The 19,605-nt window shown below is 36.3% G+C and carries 17 protein-coding genes; 6 read left to right on the forward strand and 11 right to left on the reverse strand.

Going from position 1 to position 19,605, the window contains the following annotated elements; genetic code table 11:
- Window positions 1–29: 29 nt before the first annotated feature.
- Complete coding sequence (locus CBF31_RS07380; protein WP_126831741.1) at window positions 30–1,145, reverse strand: alanine dehydrogenase; 1,116 nt, start codon at window positions 1,143–1,145, stop codon at window positions 30–32.
- Between the two features lie 410 nt (window positions 1,146–1,555).
- Here CBF31_RS07380 and asnA point away from each other — a divergent pair, with 410 nt between their 5' ends.
- The gene (asnA, locus tag CBF31_RS07385) at window positions 1,556–2,560 is read left to right on the forward strand and encodes an aspartate--ammonia ligase (protein ID WP_126831936.1); all 1,005 of its coding nucleotides are present in this window, start codon (window positions 1,556–1,558) and stop codon (window positions 2,558–2,560) included.
- 35 nt (window positions 2,561–2,595) lie between these two features.
- On the opposite strand, the gene CBF31_RS07390 is transcribed toward asnA, so the two are convergent.
- From CBF31_RS07390 to CBF31_RS07410, 5 genes are all read right to left on the reverse strand, one after another.
- Complete coding sequence (locus tag CBF31_RS07390) at window positions 2,596–3,402, reverse strand: pyruvate, water dikinase regulatory protein (protein WP_245977945.1); 807 nt, start codon at window positions 3,400–3,402, stop codon at window positions 2,596–2,598.
- Window positions 3,399–4,025, reverse strand: coding sequence for a CBS domain-containing protein (locus CBF31_RS07395; RefSeq protein WP_126831743.1), 627 nt, complete (start codon window positions 4,023–4,025; stop codon window positions 3,399–3,401). Before CBF31_RS07395 ends, CBF31_RS07390 begins: the two co-directional genes overlap by 4 nt.
- A gap of 63 nt (window positions 4,026–4,088) precedes the next feature.
- The gene (ppdK, locus tag CBF31_RS07400) at window positions 4,089–6,701 is read right to left on the reverse strand and encodes a pyruvate, phosphate dikinase (RefSeq protein WP_126831744.1); all 2,613 of its coding nucleotides are present in this window, start codon (window positions 6,699–6,701) and stop codon (window positions 4,089–4,091) included.
- A 183-nt stretch (window positions 6,702–6,884) separates the two neighbouring features.
- The gene (locus CBF31_RS07405; RefSeq protein ID WP_170167906.1) at window positions 6,885–8,279 is read right to left on the reverse strand and encodes a serine hydrolase; all 1,395 of its coding nucleotides are present in this window, start codon (window positions 8,277–8,279) and stop codon (window positions 6,885–6,887) included.
- 158 nt (window positions 8,280–8,437) lie between these two features.
- Complete coding sequence (locus CBF31_RS07410) at window positions 8,438–10,027, reverse strand: peptidoglycan DD-metalloendopeptidase family protein (RefSeq protein WP_126831746.1); 1,590 nt, start codon at window positions 10,025–10,027, stop codon at window positions 8,438–8,440.
- A gap of 244 nt (window positions 10,028–10,271) precedes the next feature.
- On the opposite strand from CBF31_RS07410, the gene CBF31_RS07415 reads away from it, so the two are divergent.
- The 4 genes from CBF31_RS07415 (at window position 10,272) to CBF31_RS07430 (ending at window position 12,868) form a co-directional block, all read left to right on the forward strand.
- The gene (locus CBF31_RS07415; RefSeq protein WP_126831747.1) at window positions 10,272–10,967 is read left to right on the forward strand and encodes a response regulator transcription factor; all 696 of its coding nucleotides are present in this window, start codon (window positions 10,272–10,274) and stop codon (window positions 10,965–10,967) included.
- 170 nt (window positions 10,968–11,137) lie between these two features.
- On the forward strand, window positions 11,138–11,344 hold the full coding sequence (locus tag CBF31_RS07420; RefSeq protein WP_126831748.1) for a hypothetical protein: 207 nt from the start codon (window positions 11,138–11,140) through the stop codon (window positions 11,342–11,344).
- 165 nt (window positions 11,345–11,509) lie between these two features.
- Complete coding sequence (locus CBF31_RS07425) at window positions 11,510–12,010, forward strand: DUF1836 domain-containing protein (RefSeq protein WP_170167907.1); 501 nt, start codon at window positions 11,510–11,512, stop codon at window positions 12,008–12,010.
- Between the two features lie 3 nt (window positions 12,011–12,013).
- Window positions 12,014–12,868, forward strand: coding sequence for a DegV family protein (locus CBF31_RS07430; RefSeq protein WP_126831750.1), 855 nt, complete (start codon window positions 12,014–12,016; stop codon window positions 12,866–12,868).
- A gap of 26 nt (window positions 12,869–12,894) precedes the next feature.
- On the opposite strand, the gene CBF31_RS07435 is transcribed toward CBF31_RS07430, so the two are convergent.
- From CBF31_RS07435 to CBF31_RS07455, 5 genes are all read right to left on the reverse strand, one after another.
- The gene (locus CBF31_RS07435; protein ID WP_126831751.1) at window positions 12,895–15,045 is read right to left on the reverse strand and encodes a sensor histidine kinase; all 2,151 of its coding nucleotides are present in this window, start codon (window positions 15,043–15,045) and stop codon (window positions 12,895–12,897) included.
- A complete protein-coding gene (locus CBF31_RS07440) occupies window positions 15,035–15,730 on the reverse strand; it encodes a response regulator transcription factor (protein WP_126831752.1) in 696 nt (231 codons plus the stop codon). Before CBF31_RS07440 ends, CBF31_RS07435 begins: the two co-directional genes overlap by 11 nt.
- 121 nt (window positions 15,731–15,851) lie before the next feature.
- Window positions 15,852–16,811: an L-lactate dehydrogenase gene (locus tag CBF31_RS07445; protein WP_126831753.1), complete on the reverse strand. Its 960-nt coding sequence runs from the start codon at window positions 16,809–16,811 to the stop codon at window positions 15,852–15,854.
- Between the two features lie 137 nt (window positions 16,812–16,948).
- Complete coding sequence (locus tag CBF31_RS07450; protein WP_126831754.1) at window positions 16,949–17,914, reverse strand: NAD-dependent epimerase/dehydratase family protein; 966 nt, start codon at window positions 17,912–17,914, stop codon at window positions 16,949–16,951.
- Window positions 17,915–17,939: 25 nt separating this feature from the next.
- Window positions 17,940–19,130: a glycine C-acetyltransferase gene (locus CBF31_RS07455; RefSeq protein WP_126831937.1), complete on the reverse strand. Its 1,191-nt coding sequence runs from the start codon at window positions 19,128–19,130 to the stop codon at window positions 17,940–17,942.
- A gap of 288 nt (window positions 19,131–19,418) precedes the next feature.
- Here CBF31_RS07455 and CBF31_RS07460 point away from each other — a divergent pair, with 288 nt between their 5' ends.
- A complete protein-coding gene (locus tag CBF31_RS07460; RefSeq protein WP_126831755.1) occupies window positions 19,419–19,604 on the forward strand; it encodes a hypothetical protein in 186 nt (61 codons plus the stop codon).
- Window position 19,605 lies beyond the last annotated feature (1 nt).

Consider the following 19,605-nt stretch of genomic DNA (forward strand, 5'->3'; position numbering starts at 1 on the left):
AGTAAAGTTAGACTTACTTGCTACCTTTTTTAATTTAATATGTCTACTACCGAACAATACTCCCTATTATACTTTCTCGCCGTTTCTTCTAACGTCAACTTCCCTTTATAAGTTGACACGCCTTGTCTCAAGTGAGGATTATCGATTAGTGCTTGTCTGCCACCTTTACTCGCTAACTCTAACACATAAGGCAACGTTACATTGCTTAATACTAGTGTTGCCGTCCTTCCGTATAACGCAGGCAGATTATCTACACAATAATGGCGAATACCTGCTACCTCATAGGTTGGATTAGAAATGGTTGTCGCATAACTTGATTCGATTGCACCACCTTCATCACACGACACATCCACAATAAGACATCCGGTTTTCAGTTTCTTTAAATCGGATGCCTCAATCAGATGTCCTTCTCTATTTTTAGGCCACAAGACACAATTGATAATCAAATCCGCCTCCGAACAAGCGCAGCGTACCGTTTCTTTGGTGGCGTATAATAAGTCAGTTGTTTGAGGTAGAAGCTGTTGCGCTTTTTCTAAATTCGCCAACCCTCTACCCAAAAGTATGACATGATTGCCAAAAGCCGCCGCTAATTCAGCCGCCGCTCGACCGGCATGACCGGGACCAATGACAACAACTCGAGGAGTTGGCAAGCCTAAAATAGAATTAAGTAAAATCCCGACACCTCCCTGTGTTGATTGGAGTTGAGAGAGGCCTTCAATAAAAGCAACTTTCCCCGCCAACTCGCTCATCGGTTTTAAAACCGGGAACTCGCCCGCTTCATCTGTAATATCTTCATATGCTATTGCCAAGCACTGACTTGCTAAAAGCGCCCTCATCTCTTCTTCGTTACTATTCGTATGCAAGAAACTCAAAATAATATGGTGCTCTTTTAAATAAGGATAATCACATTCTTCAATTTCTTTTACTTTATAAATAAGGATGCTTTCTTTATAGACTTGCTCAGCATTTTGGCAAATAACAGCTCCTACTTTTTCGTACTCTCTATTTGTAAAGCCACTTCCTAATCCAGCTTCACTTTGAATATAAATGTCATGATTCGCTTCAATCAATACTGAAGCAGATTGCGGTGTACACGCTACTCGTTGCTCTCCATTTTTGGTTTCTTTTAAAATACCTATTTTCATTTTTATTACCCTATTCCGTGACTAAAGGAGTTGCTTACCCAATATATTATCCTGTGACAACTACTGACAACCTAAAAACAACCTCCCTCTTATTACCATGAGTATACTCTTTATTCTGTATAACACCTAATCTAATCCTTAAAAATAATTTTAAAAATGGTATGATACCAAGTCGCAAGAATCCACCTTCTCGATTTTTCAAATAAAAAATGGTACTCACTATTAATCCCTATCGCTCTGTAGAAAAATATCTTTGGTGAGTCGTTTTATAGCTGTAGTAAGTATCGCAATGCTTGACAGTTTCTTTATTATATCGGTCTTTATTTAGTAGTTTTTTCATTATCTGTTACGATTTAAGCTATTTTATGCTAGAATAGATTAAAATTAAATTAGAAAGAAGTGTGAGTATTATTAGTAAGACGATTATTCCTGACAACTATTCTCCTATCTTAGATAGCTATGACACACAAACAGCTATCGGCTTCATCAAAAAATGGTTCGAAGAAGCACTAAGCGGTAGCCTAAAATTAAAACGAGTATCTGCACCCCTTTTCGTTAATGAAAAGTCTGGGCTTAATGATAATTTAAGTGGGAGCGAACGTCCCGTCCGTTTTGATATTCCTTCTTTAAAAGACCAAGGGGAAGTCGTTCATTCTCTCGCTAAATGGAAACGAATGGCTCTTAAAAAATATGACTTTCATGTAAGCAATGGCTTATATGCTGATATGAATGCCATTCGACGTGATGAAGAGCTCGACAATCTTCACTCTCTTTATGTTGACCAGTGGGACTGGGAACGTGTGATTACTGCCGAACAGCGGAACACTGCTTACTTACAGGAAGTCGTCCAAAGCATTGTTAACGCGATAGCAGAAACCGCAAGTCGATTGCGAACAAAATATCCCACTTTACAAACGACTATTGAAACGTCAGTTGCCTTTATCACGAGCCAAGAGTTAGAGGACCTTTATCCAAATTTAACTCCGAAAGAAAGAGAACATGCCTTTGTCAAAGAACACCCTACAACCTTTATTAGTCAAATTGGGGATAAATTACATAGCGGACAGGCTCATGACCACCGCGCTCCCGATTATGACGATTGGGCATTAAACGGTGACTTACTCTTTTGGCATGCCCCTCTTAACTGTGCGATTGAACTATCAAGTATGGGCATACGAGTTAACGAGACTTCTCTTGCCTACCAATTAAAACAAGCCCAAGCAGAAGATCGCATGCACTATGACTTTCATCAACAAATCGCTGCCGGTACATTACCGCTAACCATCGGAGGCGGTATCGGTCAAAGTAGACTTTGTTTATTACTTCTTGGAAAAGTACATATTGGCGAGGTGCAAGTTTCGCTATGGGATGATGAAACCTTAACAGCCTGTCACAATCGTTTAACCTTATTATAGAAAAAAGCCAAAGGACCGTTGTCCTTTGGCTTTTTTTATAATAGAGCTTCAATTAATGAAGCTGTTTCTTCAATTGCTTTATTATCTATATTAATAATGGTTGCGCCTAATTGTTCATAGACACGTCTAGCGTACGCAATTTCCTCAGTAATTCGAGCAAGGTCAACGTATGTGTTTTTTCCTGTTAACCCCATTGAGTCAGCTCTACTTTGACGGATTTTTTGGATATAAACAGGCTCTGCAATCAACCCAACGATTTTTTCACTTGGCACTTGATGTAACACATCAGGCAACGCAACCTCCGGTATTAAAGGTAAATTCGACACTTTATACGATTTATTAGCAAGATACATACTTAAAGGCGTCTTAGATGTTCTAGAGATACCCAGAATAACAATATCAGATTTTAAGAAGCCTTGAGGTTCCTTCCCATCATCGTAACGAACCGCGAATTCTACTGCCTCTACTTGCTTAAAATAGCGCTCATTCATACGATAAATAGAACCCGGTTTCTCTTCTGGCTCAACTCCTGTTTGGCGGCTAATCATCTCTAATAGCGGGCTCATAAAATCAACATACTCTAACTGATTTTCTTTAGAAAATTCAGCTGCATAGTGATTTAATTCCTTACTTACAAAAGTCGTCGCAACGATTGCTTTCTCACTTACCGCTTCTTCCAAGATGCTTCTCAACTCTTCCTTCGAATTAATAAAAGAAAAACGACGAACATTCTTTTTCTCAACATTCGAAAATTGAGCTAACACCGCATTGATATTTTTTTGTATCGTTTCACCGATTGAATCTGACATGATATAAATTGTTATTTCATTTGACATCGTTATCTAAGTCCTTTCGATCTATGACCTTCATCTACAAAATGTTTGACGATAATCGTCTTTGTTATTTTACCTATGACCTTATAATTATTATCTGCTGCCACGACTGGTAAGGAATCAACCTGACTTCTCATCAGTAAATCTGCTGTTTCAAGAATCGTTTGGTCCGCTGTCACCGCTACTACTTTCGGGACACGGGTCATCGCAATCGCCACAGGTAAGGTCTGATCACCTGAACTTACCATCGTTCTAAGTAAATCTTTTCGTGAAATAACACCTACTAATTCATCATTTTCCGTTACGTACAACGTCCCCACATCATACATAAATAAAGATGTAATCGCATCGCCTACTGTTGTAGCTTGAGGAATACATACAGCAGGTGTCATCACTTCCGCTATTGTCTTTTGGTAGACTTCTTCAAATAACAACGGATCCACAGGGCTGTCAGCTAAGTAATAACCTACTTTAGGTTTGGCATCAAGCATCCCTGTCATAGTGAGCACGGATAAATCACTACGTAAGGTAGGCTTGGTCAATCCTAATTGTTTGGCAATTCTATCTCCTGTGATCGGTTGGTTATCTTTGACAATCTTTATAATAGTTTGCTGTCTTTCTGTTAGTTTCATGATTATCCACCGTCTCTTTAGTCTGACTCAATTATAGTACAGCCAGCCATTTTGGGCAATCGGCTAAGCCTTTGCTCTCAGTCCTACTTGCGCTGCTGTTAAACGTGCAAGTGGGACTCTAAATGGCGAACATGAGACATAATCCAATCCTATTGATTGGAAGAATTTAATTGATGTCGGGTCACCTCCTAATTCACCACAGACGCCGATTAACATATCTGGTTTCACACTACGTCCTCTGGCTACAGCTAATTTAATTAACTCCCCGACACCATGTTCATCAATAGTTTGGAATGGGTCGTGGGAAATAATCCCTTTTTCAAGATACTCTGATAAGAATTTAGTTGCATCATCTCTAGAGAACCCATACGTCATTTGAGTCAAATCGTTGGTTCCAAAACTAAAGAAGTCCGCCTCTTTTGCTAAGTCATCTGCAATTAAACAGGCACGAGGCAGCTCAATCATTGTCCCAATTTCATAAGGGAATGGACATTTTTCACGTCCCATCACATCATCTATCACCTTAATCAATTGCGCTTTAATTTGTGACAACTCTTCCTTCTCCGCAACCAAGGGAATCATGATTTCAGGAACAACAGGTACCCCTTTACGGCGCAAGGTCATCGCACTTAAAATAATCGCTTTAACTTGAACTTGATATAATTCTGGTAACGTTACACCCAAACGACAACCACGGTGTCCTAACATTGGATTTGTTTCTTCCAAGCTATGAATACGATTGGTTAATTTAGAAACATCCCACTCGATTTCTTTTGCTAAGACTTCAATTTCTTTCTTACTTGATGGTAAAAATTCATGCAGCGGTGGGTCTAACAAACGAATGACCATCGGTTTTTCTCTGACAATGTGATACATTTTTTCAAAATCTGAACGTTGGTACTCTAGTAATTTTTCTAAAGCTTCTTGCTTCTCAGTGGCATCTTCTGTTAAAACCACTTTACGAATTTCTTGCAGTCGTTCTTTCTTGAAGAACATATGCTCCGTACGGGCTAACCCAACACCGACCGCACCAAAGTCCATAGCCGTTTGTAAATCTTGAGTAGTTTCAGCATTGGCTCTAACTTTTAAATCAGAAACGGTATCTGCCCACTCCAATAAGGTTGTCAGATGATGATTGGTTGTAATGCTTTCTTTTTCTAATACACCTAGATAAATCACACCTGATGTTCCATCAACCGATACCCAATCACCTTCCTCCAATGTCACACGGTCTACCGTAACCGTACCGGCCTCTTCATCAATAACTAAATTGCCACATCCTGTCACACAACAGGTTCCCATTCCTCTAGCAACAACCGCTGCATGAGAGGTCATCCCACCATGGTTAGTTACAATGGCTTGGCTAGTAATCATCCCTTCAATGTCATCTGGTGATGTTTCATTACGAACTAAAATAACAGGGTCACCCGCTAAGTGCAGCTCTTTCGCAGCTTCCGAATTAAAACAAATTTTACCGCTTGCTGCACCTGGACTAGCTCCTAACCCTTTAGAAAATAGAGTTGCTTTAGCCATGCTTTCTTCTGAAAAGACATCATGCAAGGTCGAGTTAACCATCTCTGGTGTTACTTTTAATAAGGCTTCCTCTTTTGTGATTAAACGTTCCTCTGCCATTTCAACTGCAATTTTTAAAGCCGCTTGATTGGTACGTTTTCCATTACGTGTTTGAAGTAAATACAAACGATTATCTTCTATTGTAAATTCAATATCTTGCATGTCGTGATAGTGAGTTTCTAACTGCTCGACTAATTTTTTTAATTCATGATACATCTCTGGCATCACTTCCGCTAATGAGTCAATAGGTTGCGGTGTTCTAATTCCAGCTACTACATCTTCCCCTTGCGCATTGATTAAAAATTCACCGAATAATTTATTTTCACCTGTCGAAGGATTTCGTGAAAAGACAACACCTGTCCCACTTTCCTCACCACTATTCCCAAAGACCATACTCTGCACATTAACGGCCGTCCCAAGATCATGGTCAATATTGTGTAACTCTCTATAAGTTACGGCACGCTTATTATTCCATGATTCAAAAATCGCCGTTACAGCAATTCTTAACTGCTCAGTTGCAGTCTGAGGAAAAACTAAATCATGCTCTTCATAAAGTTTATGAAACCTTGTAATGATTGTTTTTAACTCCGTCAAAGAAAAATCGGTTACATTTTTTTGAGAGTGTGATTCTTGACCTGTAATAACCTCATCGAATTTTAGTTTTGGAATACCGTATACTACTTCACCAAACATTTGAAGCAGACGACGGTAACAATCATACGCAAAATGAGCATCACCTGTTAATTCGGCAAACCCTTCAACCGTATCATCACTTAACCCTAGATTTAAAATTGTGTCCATCATACCTGGCATCGAAAATTGCGAGCCACTTCTAACAGAAACTAATAATAAATTTGAAGGATCATCAAACTGCTTCCCTGTTCGTTGTTCTAAGCGCTCTATCGCACCATCTAGCTCTGACCATAATTGCGAAACGCTTTCATTATTCTCTAAATAAGCCATACATGTCGGTGTTGTTATTGTAAATCCAGTCGGAACTGGTAAACCTAAACGAGACATCTCAGCTAGGTTAGCCCCTTTTCCTCCTAATAGTTGTCTCATTTCTCCTGTACCCTCTGAAAAATCATAAATACGTTTTGTCATAATTACTATAACCTCCAAGTTATGAATTGTATTAAGTCGTACTATTTTATATAAGACGTATCATTTGCATAAACAGATTATATAATACGTCTTATATAAATTCAAGACGTATTATATAACTTTTTTTATATCCTTCCTATTGAACAAAAAAAAGAGCCCCCATAGGCTCTTTTACTTCTCACATTATTTTTTTGAAATTAACTGGTAGGCCTCTTGTCCTATCGTTTGCATCACAGAAACTTGTTCTGATTCATCGCCACCTTCAGACATAATTGTTAAGATGTAATCTCCTTCGGGTCCTTCCACCAAGATGGTATCATTTTGGACACCAAAATCACTGTATTCACCCGATTTACAATATATCGTCAAATTATCTGGAAGATGCTTCGCAAGTTTATCATGATTTTTTCCATTAGATAATATCTCCAACATCTTTTCATCCTCTGCTTTACCGATTAATTCTTTTTTAGCCAATTTCGACATTAATCTTCCAACATCATCGACTGAAGTATAATTGTCCTTACCTTCACTAATCGCTGCCGTATCCCCCATTTTTCGAGCAAGGGTAGTTTCTCCGTATCCTCTGTCTAAGATATAATCTGATAGTTCTTCAATTCCACCTAAACGGTCGATTATAATATTTGTTGCTGTATTATCACTGTCTACAATCATCAAATTCAATAAGTCTTCAGTTGTATATGTAGTCCCTTCTTTGGCATTCTGTATATCACCTGTTCCAGGAACTTTGTCTTCCTCTAGCAATTCATATGGCTCATCTAACTCTAACTTATCTGCCTTCACTTGAGCAAATGCTTTTTCTAAAATAAAAAGTTTAATCGTACTTGCCGATAACATTTTCTTACTACTTCCACTTACTCCACTAGGCTCTGAAAGATCGTGTAAGTAATAACTATAATACCCTTTTAATCCCTTAACCTTTTCAACAATTTTATCAGGTAGTTCTTTGGTAAAATTCGAATTCTTTTTTTCTGGTGTCTTTTTTTTCTTAACTTCTTCTTTCTCAGTCACTTGTGTGTCCTTTTTAAAAGTGCTCGATTGTTCCATGCTCGTCTTAAAAAAAGATTCCGTTTGTTCAGGAATATCGGATGACTCTGTTGTTTCTGCCACAGCAGTCTTTGACTTTGTATACTTATTACTAACACTAATCGTTCCACCTACTCCAATAACTACACCCGATAAAAATAATAGCATACCTTTAAAAAGGGCTCGACTTCTTTTATTTTCTTTTTTAATGGACTCATCTTGCTTTATTTTACCAATTTTCTGGTTCTGCTTCTGTTCTATTACCAATTTGTCGATAGTTTTTGGGATTTTTAGATCTTTTACCACCTTAATCTGCTTTTGATTATCCTCAAGTTTGACATTCTTATTTTCAGATTTTGAAACTTTAACATCAACTTTTGCAAGCATCTCTGATCCATTATTTTCTGACCCTTCAGTTCTTCTTGCTACTCGTTTTTTTGATCTATCTTTTTTTCTTGAAGGTGTTTTTTTGCGACAACTTTCACACACAAATTTACCTTTTTCAACTTCATTATGACATTTTTTACAACGCATCATCTTACCTCTATACTTTTCTTTAATAGTCTTCTATTACTTTATTATTGTAGCATTTTATCACACCTATCAACTACTTTTTGAAAATTTATGTTCATTTTTCTGTCGTTTTTATCAAACAAAAAAGAATCTAGACAGATTTCCTGTCTAGATTCTTTTTAAATTCCTAATAAAGGTGCTGGATTTACAAATCCACTCCAGATTCCTGTCGCTACACCAAAATGTAAATGAACTCCGGTTGAATTCCCTGTAGTTCCCATTAAACCGATTGTTTGACCAGTCGAAACACTTTGACCTGCTCCTGCAATCAGACTACTCATATGCATGTAGTAAGAATAGTACCCATCGCCATGATCAATAATAATATAGTTACCGGCTGAAGGGTCAAAACCTGATTGTGCCACAGTTCCTGATTTAGCCGCTAAAATTGGCGTACCATGTGATCCTGCTAAATCTATTCCGTCATGTCCATTACCTGAAACACCATTTGGATCTTGTCGATATCCGAACGGACTTGTCACAATCAGAGCACCTGATAAAGGTGATGACCAACCTGAGCCTGTTGCTGGCAGTGTTGCTACTTCTTCTTTTTCAGCTTCTGGTTGTGGCTCTTCTTGAGTTTGTTCCACCACTTCTGTTTCTGTGACTGTTTCTTCTTGTGTTTCTGTTGTTGCTTCTGTAACTTGAGTTTCCTCTTGTGTTTCTGTTGTTGCTTCTGTAACTTGAGTTTCTTCTTGTGTTTCTGTTGTCGCTTCTGTAACTTGAGTTTCTTCTTGTGTTTCTGTTGTCGCTTCTGTAACTTGAGTTTCTTCTTGTGTTTCTGTTGTCGCTTCTGTAACTTGAGTTTCCTCAATTACCTGTTGTGCGTCTTTTTCTTTTTGAGCTTGTTCTTTCGCTGCTTGCTCTTGTTCAGCTTTAGCTCTAGCTTCTTGCTCTGCTTTAATTTGAGCTGCTTGTTCTTTTTGAGCTTGTTCTTTCGCAATCTCTGCTTGGCGTGCTTGCTCTTCTTCCGCTTGCTTTTGTAACTTCTCTTGTAGTTTTTTCTCTTCTGCTAAACGTTTTAGTTCAGCTTTACGACGTGCTTCTGCTTTTTTCTTTTCTTTGACAAATTTAGATTTTTCAGCCTTTTCCGTTGCTAAAGCTGCACCAATTTCATTAATCTTAACCGCTTGTTCTAATTTTGCTTCAAGTAATGATTCTTTATTAGCTGCTAGCTCTGTTGTTTTTTCTGTAATGACTTCGATTTTTTCTGCCATTTCATTTTGTAACACAACTAACTTTTCTTTATCTTTCTTCTGTGTAGCCATAACATCATTATTTGTTGACACTAATTTAGTCATTGCTAATCCTTTAGTGATCGCATCTGTTAATGACTCTGAATTTGTTAAGATATAAATTAACGGTGATTCATTCGAATTCAACTGTGCATTACGTGCTTGTTTTTCGATTTGAACTTTACGTTTTTCAATTTTTTCTTTTAAAACACTAACTTTATCATTGATCTTATTTAATTTTTTCTCATTTGAAACTTTTTCTGCTAATGTTGCCTCATATTCCGCTTCTAATTGTGAAATATCAGATTCTAATGAACCTAGATAAGCATCTGCTTCAGCTTTATCTTTTGCTATCGCATCAATTTTATTATCTGCTGCTTGGATTTTATCATCAATACTATCTGCTAAACTAACTAACGGACTCGATACACCCATTGTAATAGCTGTTAGCGCTAAAATTAAACTCTTTTTCATAGTTGTTGTGTTCTCCTTTATTTTAACTCTTTTTAATACGAGTTTTACCTACCCTCATACGATACCTTATAGATGTGTAGATTTTATGGAGATAAGGCTGAATATCGGAATCGTAACGATTGAAATATAACGATAACATTTGATAATTTTAGCGTAATTTAGATATCCATGCTTTTGTAAAAAACAGTAGTGCTATGCTATTATTGGCTTATCATACTAATTTTTATTAGAAAGGACGTTTAATATGAAGATTATTTTGTTGGATAATGACTCAAATGATTCTAAAAAATTAAAATCTTTTTTAGAATCACAAAACTACACAGTATTTCAAGCTGAGTCTAAAAGTCAGCTGACAGAACTTATTTCTACTAACCAAATAGATTTTCTTCTAATCGATCCCCTCTCATCCGAAGGAAATGATTACTATTATATAGAAGAACTTAAAACAACTTATCAAATTCCTCTTATTATTATTAGTGCTTTTAACGACGAAACTAATGTGGTGGCTGGCCTATCTGCCGGAGCCGATGATTACCTTTCAAAACCTATTCGTTACCAAGAATTAGTAGCTCGACTAAATAAAATAATCAAACATCAAAGTAATAACTCACACTCTGATATTATGCTCTTTGATGAAGGAACCCTTTGCATCACCCCATCATCAAGACAAGTTTTTATTCAAGGTCAAGAAGTAAAGCTTACACACTCAGAATACTTATTATTACTCACTTTAGCTGGTAACCCCACAAAATATTTCTCTAGAAGTGAGTTACTCGACCAAGTGAAAGGGATAGATTTCGATGGTCATGATCGAATTATTGATTCTCATATTAAAGATCTTAGAAAAAAAATCGAGCCTGATCCTAAAGAGCCACGTTACATCATTACAGTTCATGGAAGTGGGTATCGTTTTGGACCACTTGATACATTTTTTAATTAAGAAACATTTACAGAACGTTATTTTCAGTTCCATATCCAGTATTAACTACTATTTTGTGCACTTTTCTAACCAAAATGATAGTTAAGTTTTAATAATCGCTTGTTTTATATTGCGCAGTGTTAATATATCATGATATTATTTTCTTATCTTATTGAAGGAGATGACTAGTTATGAAACCAGAAGAATTAGTAGCAAAAGCTAAAGAAATGTTAAATGATGGCAAATTAGAAGACGCTAAAGCGTTCATCGAAGAGCACAAAGAAGATATCGGAGATAAAATCCACGATCTTACAGGTTTATTAGGTGAAAATGCTGGTGAAGCATTACATAACGCTGAAGGTATGTTAGACAAAGTAAAAGGTCTTTTCGGCAAGTAATCCATCATTATTAGAAAAAAAGGGCTTCCATTAGGAAGTCCTTTTTTCTATTGTTTTTTTTAAAACCTTATGATATAGTTTTGGAAACTAGATAAAATAATCAAGGAGATCATTTACATGCCCGATTCAGATATTCATTGGCAAACCAATCTTAATAGTATACATTTGCCTCGTTGGCACGAGTTACCTGACATCCCTATTTACATGGACCAACTTGTAACTTTAGTCGAACGTTATACCCTTCCTTTCAAGTTAGGGTCTAGCAATCAACATTTAATTACATCTGCAATGATTAATAACTACGTCAAAAAAAGATGGGTTTTACCTCCGGAAAAAAAGAAATACGACCGTAGACATCTTGCTAAACTTATTATTATCACAACGCTAAAACAATCCTTCGATATGTCTATCGTTCAAAAAGGAATTGCTACACAACAAGGAGAAGGCATTGATTACCGTATTAACTACGATCAATTTTGTCAGCAGATGGAAGATACTGTTCAACAATTTCTTGTTATCGATGACCTCGAAAAGCTTGAAATGCCACTCGTAGATACTAATTATTTGCCCATACAAATGGCGACAATTTCACTTGTTGCTAAGCTTATAGCCGAATATACGATTGATCGTATACCCACTAAACATACAGAAACTGAGGATAACTAACCTATGAAAAATTCTATTGCCTTACTAGTAGACTCTGGAGTAGATTTACCAAAAGATATTTCAAATCAAGCTGGGATTTACGAAGTCCCGTTAAATATTATTTACAAAGATGCAACTTATATTGATAATGTTACGATTACTTCCGATGAAATTTATGCACGTTTAGATACAGAAATCCCCTCTACATCGTTACCTGATGGAAATGCCATCCATGCCATCGTAGAACAAATTCTTGCTGATGGCTATACTCAAGCTATCGTATTGACTATCTCAACTGGTTTAAGTGGGACATATAATGCTTTAAAACTTAATTTAGAACATTTCCCACAACTAGAAACAGCGATGATTGATACTAAAAATATTACGATGGGCGCTGCGCTTCAAGGCGTCTATGCCAAAGAATTAATTGATAGTGGTTTAGACCTCGCGACGATTGAAGAACGCCTAATCGCCAATATTCCAAATGCTAAAGTTTACTTTAGCTTACCGACCCTAGAGTATTTGAAAAAAGGTGGCCGTATTGGTCTTGTCTCTTCTGTGATCGGTCAAGCATTAAATCTACATCCTGTCATCTCTTGTAATGAAGAAGGCGTGTATCACACTGTTACTAAAGCTCGTGGCCGTAAGCGTAGCTTAGAAAAAATGATTCAAGATGCTGAAAAATTTGTCGCATCTAGTACACTGTATGATATTGGTGTTGCACATTCTAATTGTCCCGAAGATGCTAAAGCTTTAATGGCCACCATTAAAGAGCGTCTTCCACATAGTAATATTTTTCTATTTGACCAAGTAACACCTGCCTTAGGTGTGCATGTCGGTCCTGACGGTGTCGGTTTCGCTATTATGAAACGCGATTAAAAAAACTCCCTTGCTAGGGAGTTTTTTTAATCTTTCGGTAATAGAATAGTTAGTTTAAACATATCACCATCCACCACGATATCTAGTTTACCTCCATGAAGTAATACAATCGCATTAACAATTGCCAAGCCCAAACCTGAGCCTTCTGTTTGCCTAGCGGAATCACCACGAGTGAAGCGTTCCACTAATTGCTGCGCATTCTCATTTAATTCATATTTAGAAATGTTTTTCAATTGTATACTAACTCTATCTGGTAATTCCTCTAAACGAAGATAAACTCTTGTGTGAGGTAAACTGTATTTAATAATATTCCCCATCAAATTATCAATAACCCGCCACATCTTATCTCCATCCACCGAAACTAGTATAGGTTCAGCTGGTTTTGTCACGATTAATTTCAATTCTTTTTTTTCCAATTCTTCTTCATATTCAGCTACAGATTGTTCTAATAATTGCCCCATATTCACAGTCTGCTTACTTAACCTTATTTCACCATTATTTAATTTAGTGACATCAAATAAGTCATTAATTAATTTTTTCATACGATCAGCATTTCGATTAATAATCTCTGTGTACTCTAATCGTTCTTTTTCTGTTAAATTATCTTTGGTTAACAAATCACCATACGAAATAATGGAAGTTAGAGGCGTTCTTAAATCATGGCTCACATTTGTTAAGAGTTCTGTTTTCAGTGCTTCTGATTGTCTGCTATTAGCGGTAACTTGTGAGATAACAGCTTTTAATTCATCCATATCTAATAACATATCAGCTGTTGTATGACTTTGATCTACATTATCACTATAGGCTGCTAAAACTTTGTTTAACTCACCTTTTAGTTGGTCAATTCTGACTTCTCTACGCCACATTAACAGCGTAAATATAACAAGTAAACTTCCGCCTATTGCTAATGTAATTAGCCAACTGATTTGGGTATCACTATAAAACTGTAAAAAGACTGTCGCTATATTAAAACTAATACCTACAACTAGGCAGACCGCTCCCAACACTTGTAAAAAGATTGGTAGTTTTCGAATCATTTCCATACATAATCCTACAATCTTAACTGGCCATGTTTCTTTAAAAAATGCTTTAATTTGATGATCACGACTTAACTTTTCCCAACTTATATAACTACTTTTAGACAATATAATAACGGCTATACTTAATAGTAAAGAAAGCACAAGTATTAGGAGTAGAACCCCTATAGGAAAGTATCGGAGCGTCCCTAAACGAGTCACAAAGATGAATGTACCTAACGTAAAAATAAGTATCAACACTCGGCTATCTAATGGAATTTTATTACACATTGTCACTAACCTTGATTTATTCGGACTTTTCAAATAAAAATAGCAAATAACAGCTCCTATAATAAGCAATACTAGACTCCCACTAAATGACATGCGTTGATTTTTTATTTTTTGAGCTTCTCTAATATAGTCCTTTTCTAACTCAGATCCTTTAGCAATCGCAACGACACCGCGTAATGAATGGCCTGATGCAGAAGCTCTCCACGTATAGGTTAAAACTTGTGGCGCTTCTATTGCCATATCAATTTCAATTGGTTTAGCTACTGTTTCTTTTTTCAGATACTCATAAATATTTTCCTCTGACATATTAACTTTACTAAATTCTTTATTCTTATAAACATTTCCTTCAGCATCAACTAAATAATACCAATATTTTTCTTTGATTGTTTTGATTAAAGGGGTATAATCCTTCACGATTTGATCTTTATTATCTAGAATTTCTTGATTGTATTCTTTAACAATTTTCTTCCTTACTTTATCTTCATCCCTATAATTATCTACTACGGCAGATATCTTTTGATCACGTTCCTCTACTAGCGCAGCCTCTTTTTGAGGAGACTTATCTTGCTTTGCTTGCGCAATACTACTTTGATATTGTTCTGTAATATCTAAGACCTGTGTTCCTAAATTTCCAAAACGATAACGATACTCTTCTATTTCTGCTTCACTTATATCCGAAGACTTAATCTTGTTCTTATCATAGCTTTCTAAATAATTGTAGACATACACATCACTTAATTCTCTTTCTACGGTTAATTGATCAAACTGACTGTTTTTATTTGATATTACCGCTCCCATCGTTTTAAACCAAATGGATGTAATGGCTACTAGGATGATTGCTAAAGTAAGAACCAGCCCTCTATTTTTCAATTTTATAACCTACCCCCCACACTACTTTTAGATACTTAGGATTTTTAGGGTTTACTTCTATCTTTTCTCTAATTTTACGGATATGAACAGACACTGTATTATCCGAATTAAAGCTAGGTTCCTGCCAAACTGTTTCATAAATGTCATCGATTGAATACACTCGACCTGGCTGCATCATTAGAAGCTCTGTAATTTTAAACTCTGTTCGAGTTAATTTTACCTCCTGCCCTTCTACCATGACTTTTTTAGCTACTCTGTCTAGCACTAAACCATTCACTTCCAAAATATCAGCATTTTGAGTCGTTTCAAATTCACCTAAAGATAGATACCGTCGTAATAGAGATTCAACACGAGCCAATAATTCGAGCGGGCTAAACGGTTTACTCAAATAATCATCAGCACCATTCGTTAAACCCATCACTTTATCAACTTCCTCATTTTTAGCACTTAACATTAAGATTGGAACATTTTTCGATTCTCGTATTTTTTGCATTGTTGCAATACCGTCTAGCTTAGGCATCATTACATCTAAAATAATAAGATGAACTGTTGCATTTTTTAATTTTTCAAGTGCATCTAATCCATCTACTGCCTCAATCACTGCATAATTTTTTTGTTCAAGATATATTCTAACGGCCTGTCTGATTTCTTTATCATCATCGACCACTAATATTGTATTTGTCATACTAATCCCTCCAGACCTTTTCTCCTATTATACCTAATCGCTAAAGCCCTTGAAAGACTTAGCTTCTTAATAGTTTCTTAACCAAAAAAAGCTAGCTCACTGATAATCAGCGAGCTAGTTTTTAATCAAGTTTTGAGAAAGCTTCTGTTTGCATTTTTTTAATCGTAGCAACAGATTCTTGCATTTTCAATTTTTCAACATCATTTAAAGGAATTTCGATAACTTGACGAATACCTTCTCGGTTAATAACTGCTGGCGACCCGATATAAACATCTTCTTCACCATATGCACCGTCTAGTGCTACAGATAATGGGAAAATCGCATTCTCATCATCAAAAATAGCTTTTGTAATACGAGCCAATGCGATTGCAATACCGTAATGAGTCGACCCCTTACGCTCTATAATTTTATAAGCCGCATCTCTAACATCTGAAACCAAATCAATCAGACGTTCTTCTGTAATATCTGGTTGTTTTTTTACCCATTCGTAAATTTGTAAACCACCAACATTAGCATGTGACCAAACTGGGAATTGTGTGTCACCATGTTCGCCAATGATATACGCATGAACGTCACGTGCATCCACATCAATAATTTTAGCAAGCGAACGACGGAAACGCGCACTATCAAGCGACGTCCCTGACCCAATCACACGGTGCTTAGGTAAGCCTGAGAATTTTTGAACGGCGTACGTTAAAATATCAACTGGATTACTGGCAACTAAGAAAATACCATCAAATCCACTTGCCATAATCTCTGATACAATCGATTGTGTAATTTTTAAATTTTTATTGATTAAATCCAATCGTGTTTCGTTTTCTTTTTGAGCTGCTCCTGCTGTTAAGACGATTAAATCTGCATCATGACAATCCGCATAAGTTGCAGCATATATTTTCTTTGGAGAGGTATAAGCTAATCCATCAGACAAATCTAAGGCATCGCCTTCACTTTTTCCGATATTTAAATCAATAATCCCTAGTTCTCGCCCAATATTTTGTGCTACTAACGCAAAAGCGTAACTTGAACCTACATCGCCCGCTCCTACTAGGATAATTTTTTGTTTTTCTTTCATTTGATTCATACGACCACTCCTTCAATCTTAATCGTGTCTCTATCCTTATAGTAACGGTATCTTTTGAAAAAATAAACTATTTTGACTGATACAACTTTACCTAAAGACACAAAAAAACCACTTCTGTTTAAGAAGTGGTTTTGAAATTAAATTTTACCTTCAGCTTTTAATTTCACTGTTAATTTTTCTAGCATTTCTTTTGTCATACCATCTAAATCGAATTTTGGAGAGAAATCCCATTCTTCTTTTGCACATGTTGCATCGATTGAGTTTGGCCATGATTCTGCAATTCCTTGGCGAACTGGATCAACATCATAACCCATTTCAAACTCTGGCATTACTTTTTGGATTGATGCTGCAATTTCTTCAGGAGTGAACGCCATCGCTGTAATATTAAAGGCATTACGGTGAACCAATCGTTTTGGATCAGCTGTCATCAATTTAATAATCGCTTCAATCGCATCATCCATATACATCATATCCATTGATGTCCCTTCTGCGATAAATGATTTGTAAGAGCCTGATTTAAGAGCTTCATAATAAATATCTACTGCATAGTCAGTTGTCCCACCGCCTGGTTCTACTTTATAAGAAATCAAACCTGGGAAACGGACTGAACGCGTATCAACACCATATTTAGTGTAGTAATAATCCGCTAGTAATTCACCGGCTACTTTTGTCACACCATACATTGTTGTTGGGTGCATTAAATCATCTTGGGGCGTGTTATCTGGTTGTGAATCTGGACCATAAGCTGCAATAGATGATGGGGCAAAGAATTTAGTATCTAGTTCACGTGCTACTTCAAGACCATTCATTAAACCAGTCATGTTTAAGTTCCAAGCAAAGGCCGGACGCGCTTCTGCAGTTGCTGAAAGTAGAGCTGCCAAGTGAATAACTGTATCAACATTGTTATCTTTAGCTAAAGCTAAAAATTTATCATAGTCTGTTACATCAAGAATTTCAAAAATTCCTTCTTCACACACAGGGCTTCCTTCAATTTTACGAATATCAGTTGCAATCACGCTATCCATTCCATTATCTTGGCGCAGACGGTAAACTAATTCAGAACCGATTTGGCCTAACGCACCGGTTACTAATACTTTTTTCATTGTTCATTCTCTCCTTTATATTGAATTAAATTAAGTCGAATTCTTTTCCAACTTTTTCATAAATCGCTAACGCTTGGTCTAACATCTCTGTTGTATGAGCCGCTGTTGGCATGTTACGTACACGACCAGTTCCTAGTGGCACTGTTGGGAAGACGATTGATTTTACATACACGCCTTCTTCGTATAAACGTTTGCTGAAATCTTGCGCTTTTTGCTCATCACCAATAATTACTGGTGTGATAGGTGTTTCAGTAATACCTGTTTTAAAGCCCATTGCTTGTAATTTTTCTTTGAAATAAGTCGCATTTTCCCACAGTTTTTCATTTAAACTAGTGTCTTCATCTAAAATTTTAAGAGAACGAGTTGCTGCTGCTGCATCTGCTGGCGTTAAAGCTGTTGAGAATAAGAATGGACGAGAACGAACTTTTAACCAATCGATTAAATCTTGTTTACCCGCTACATAGCCACCAACAACACCAATTGCTTTTGATAATGTTCCAATTTGGAAGTCTACTTCTTTTTCCAAACCAAAATGTTTTACTGTACCATGACCGTGGCCTAATACACCTGAACCATGAGCGTCATCAACGTAAACCATTAAGTCGAATTCTTTTGCAATTTCTACGATTTCAGGCAATTTACAAATATCGCCGTCCATTGAGAAAACACCATCTGTAATAAACATTGCTTTTTCATATAAACCTGACTCACGAACTTCTTTCGCTTTTGTACGGAAGTCCTCCATATCAGAGTGGTTAACACGAACAATCTTAGCACCTGATAAACGACACCCGTCGATAATTGACGCATGGTTCAATTCATCAGAAAGAATCACGTCTTTTTTACCCATAACAGCTGAGATAGCTGCCATGTTACAGTTGAAACCTGATTGGTAAGCAATCGCTGCTTCAGTTCCTTTGAATTTTGCTAATTCTTTTTCTAAATCTAAATGAACATCTAATGTTCCGTTGATTGTACGAACAGCTCCTGCTCCTGCTCCCCATTTATCTAAAGCGTCTTTAGCTGTTTCGATTAAACGCTCATCTGTTGCTAAACCAAGATAGTTATTTGAAGAAAGATTAATTAAATCACTGCCACCAATTGTAATAATCGGGCCATTAGCACTTTGTAAAGGTTCAATTTCATTATAAAGACCTTTATTCTTTAATTCATTTAAGTTGGCATCTAAAAATGCTTGTAATTCTTTACTCATAATATATTCCTCCAATAATTTATTTGAACAGCAAAAAATCACTGTCAGTTATCATGTTCCATTATACTAATAAATACTATAAATTGTTACCAATATCAATCGCTTACAGTATATACTTAACCAATTATAATAATTAATGCCAAATTCTTAATCTATCCGTTCAATAACCAATAAACGAACCAACTTTAGACCATTGTCCCATAAAAGATGGGACTTAAGGTGGATACATCTAAACACTATCAAAGGTATAGTTAATGTATTAAGAAAACAACTTTAAGGAGTGACACGGATATGACAAATCAAACAACTTTATTATCAACTATTATGAGGATTATCGGATTTATCTTCGTCTTCTCATTTTTTTCAATCATGTTAGGTGGTCTAATCGGTGTCATTCTTCACATCATTATTCCAATGGTCCTAGTTATTTTACTAGCTAATTACTTTTTCAAACCTAAACATAACCACTCACATTAAA

The sequence above is a fragment of the Vagococcus fessus genome (genome assembly GCF_003987565.1).
GTDB lineage: Bacteria > Bacillota > Bacilli > Lactobacillales > Vagococcaceae > Vagococcus_D > Vagococcus_D fessus.

Bases quoted from the DNA above. Each gene is read 5' to 3' on its own strand.
- CBF31_RS07415 (WP_126831747.1), top strand. From the start codon at position 10,272: ATGAAGATTATTTTGTTGGATAATGACTCAAATGATTCTAAAAAATTA.
- CBF31_RS07380 (WP_126831741.1), bottom strand. From the start codon at position 1,145: ATGAAAATAGGTATTTTAAAAGAAACCAAAAATGGAGAGCAACGAGTA.
- CBF31_RS07440 (WP_126831752.1), bottom strand. From the start codon at position 15,730: ATGACAAATACAATATTAGTGGTCGATGATGATAAAGAAATCAGACAG.
- CBF31_RS07430 (WP_126831750.1), top strand. From the start codon at position 12,014: ATGAAAAATTCTATTGCCTTACTAGTAGACTCTGGAGTAGATTTACCA.
- CBF31_RS07405 (WP_170167906.1), bottom strand. From the start codon at position 8,279: ATGCGTTGTAAAAAATGTCATAATGAAGTTGAAAAAGGTAAATTTGTG.
- CBF31_RS07450 (WP_126831754.1), bottom strand. From the start codon at position 17,914: ATGAAAAAAGTATTAGTAACCGGTGCGTTAGGCCAAATCGGTTCTGAA.
- CBF31_RS07445 (WP_126831753.1), bottom strand. From the start codon at position 16,811: ATGAATCAAATGAAAGAAAAACAAAAAATTATCCTAGTAGGAGCGGGC.
- ppdK (WP_126831744.1), bottom strand. From the start codon at position 6,701: ATGACAAAACGTATTTATGATTTTTCAGAGGGTACAGGAGAAATGAGA.
- CBF31_RS07410 (WP_126831746.1), bottom strand. From the start codon at position 10,027: ATGAAAAAGAGTTTAATTTTAGCGCTAACAGCTATTACAATGGGTGTA.
- CBF31_RS07395 (WP_126831743.1), bottom strand. From the start codon at position 4,025: ATGAAACTAACAGAAAGACAGCAAACTATTATAAAGATTGTCAAAGAT.
- CBF31_RS07420 (WP_126831748.1), top strand. From the start codon at position 11,138: ATGAAACCAGAAGAATTAGTAGCAAAAGCTAAAGAAATGTTAAATGAT.
- CBF31_RS07460 (WP_126831755.1), top strand. From the start codon at position 19,419: ATGACAAATCAAACAACTTTATTATCAACTATTATGAGGATTATCGGA.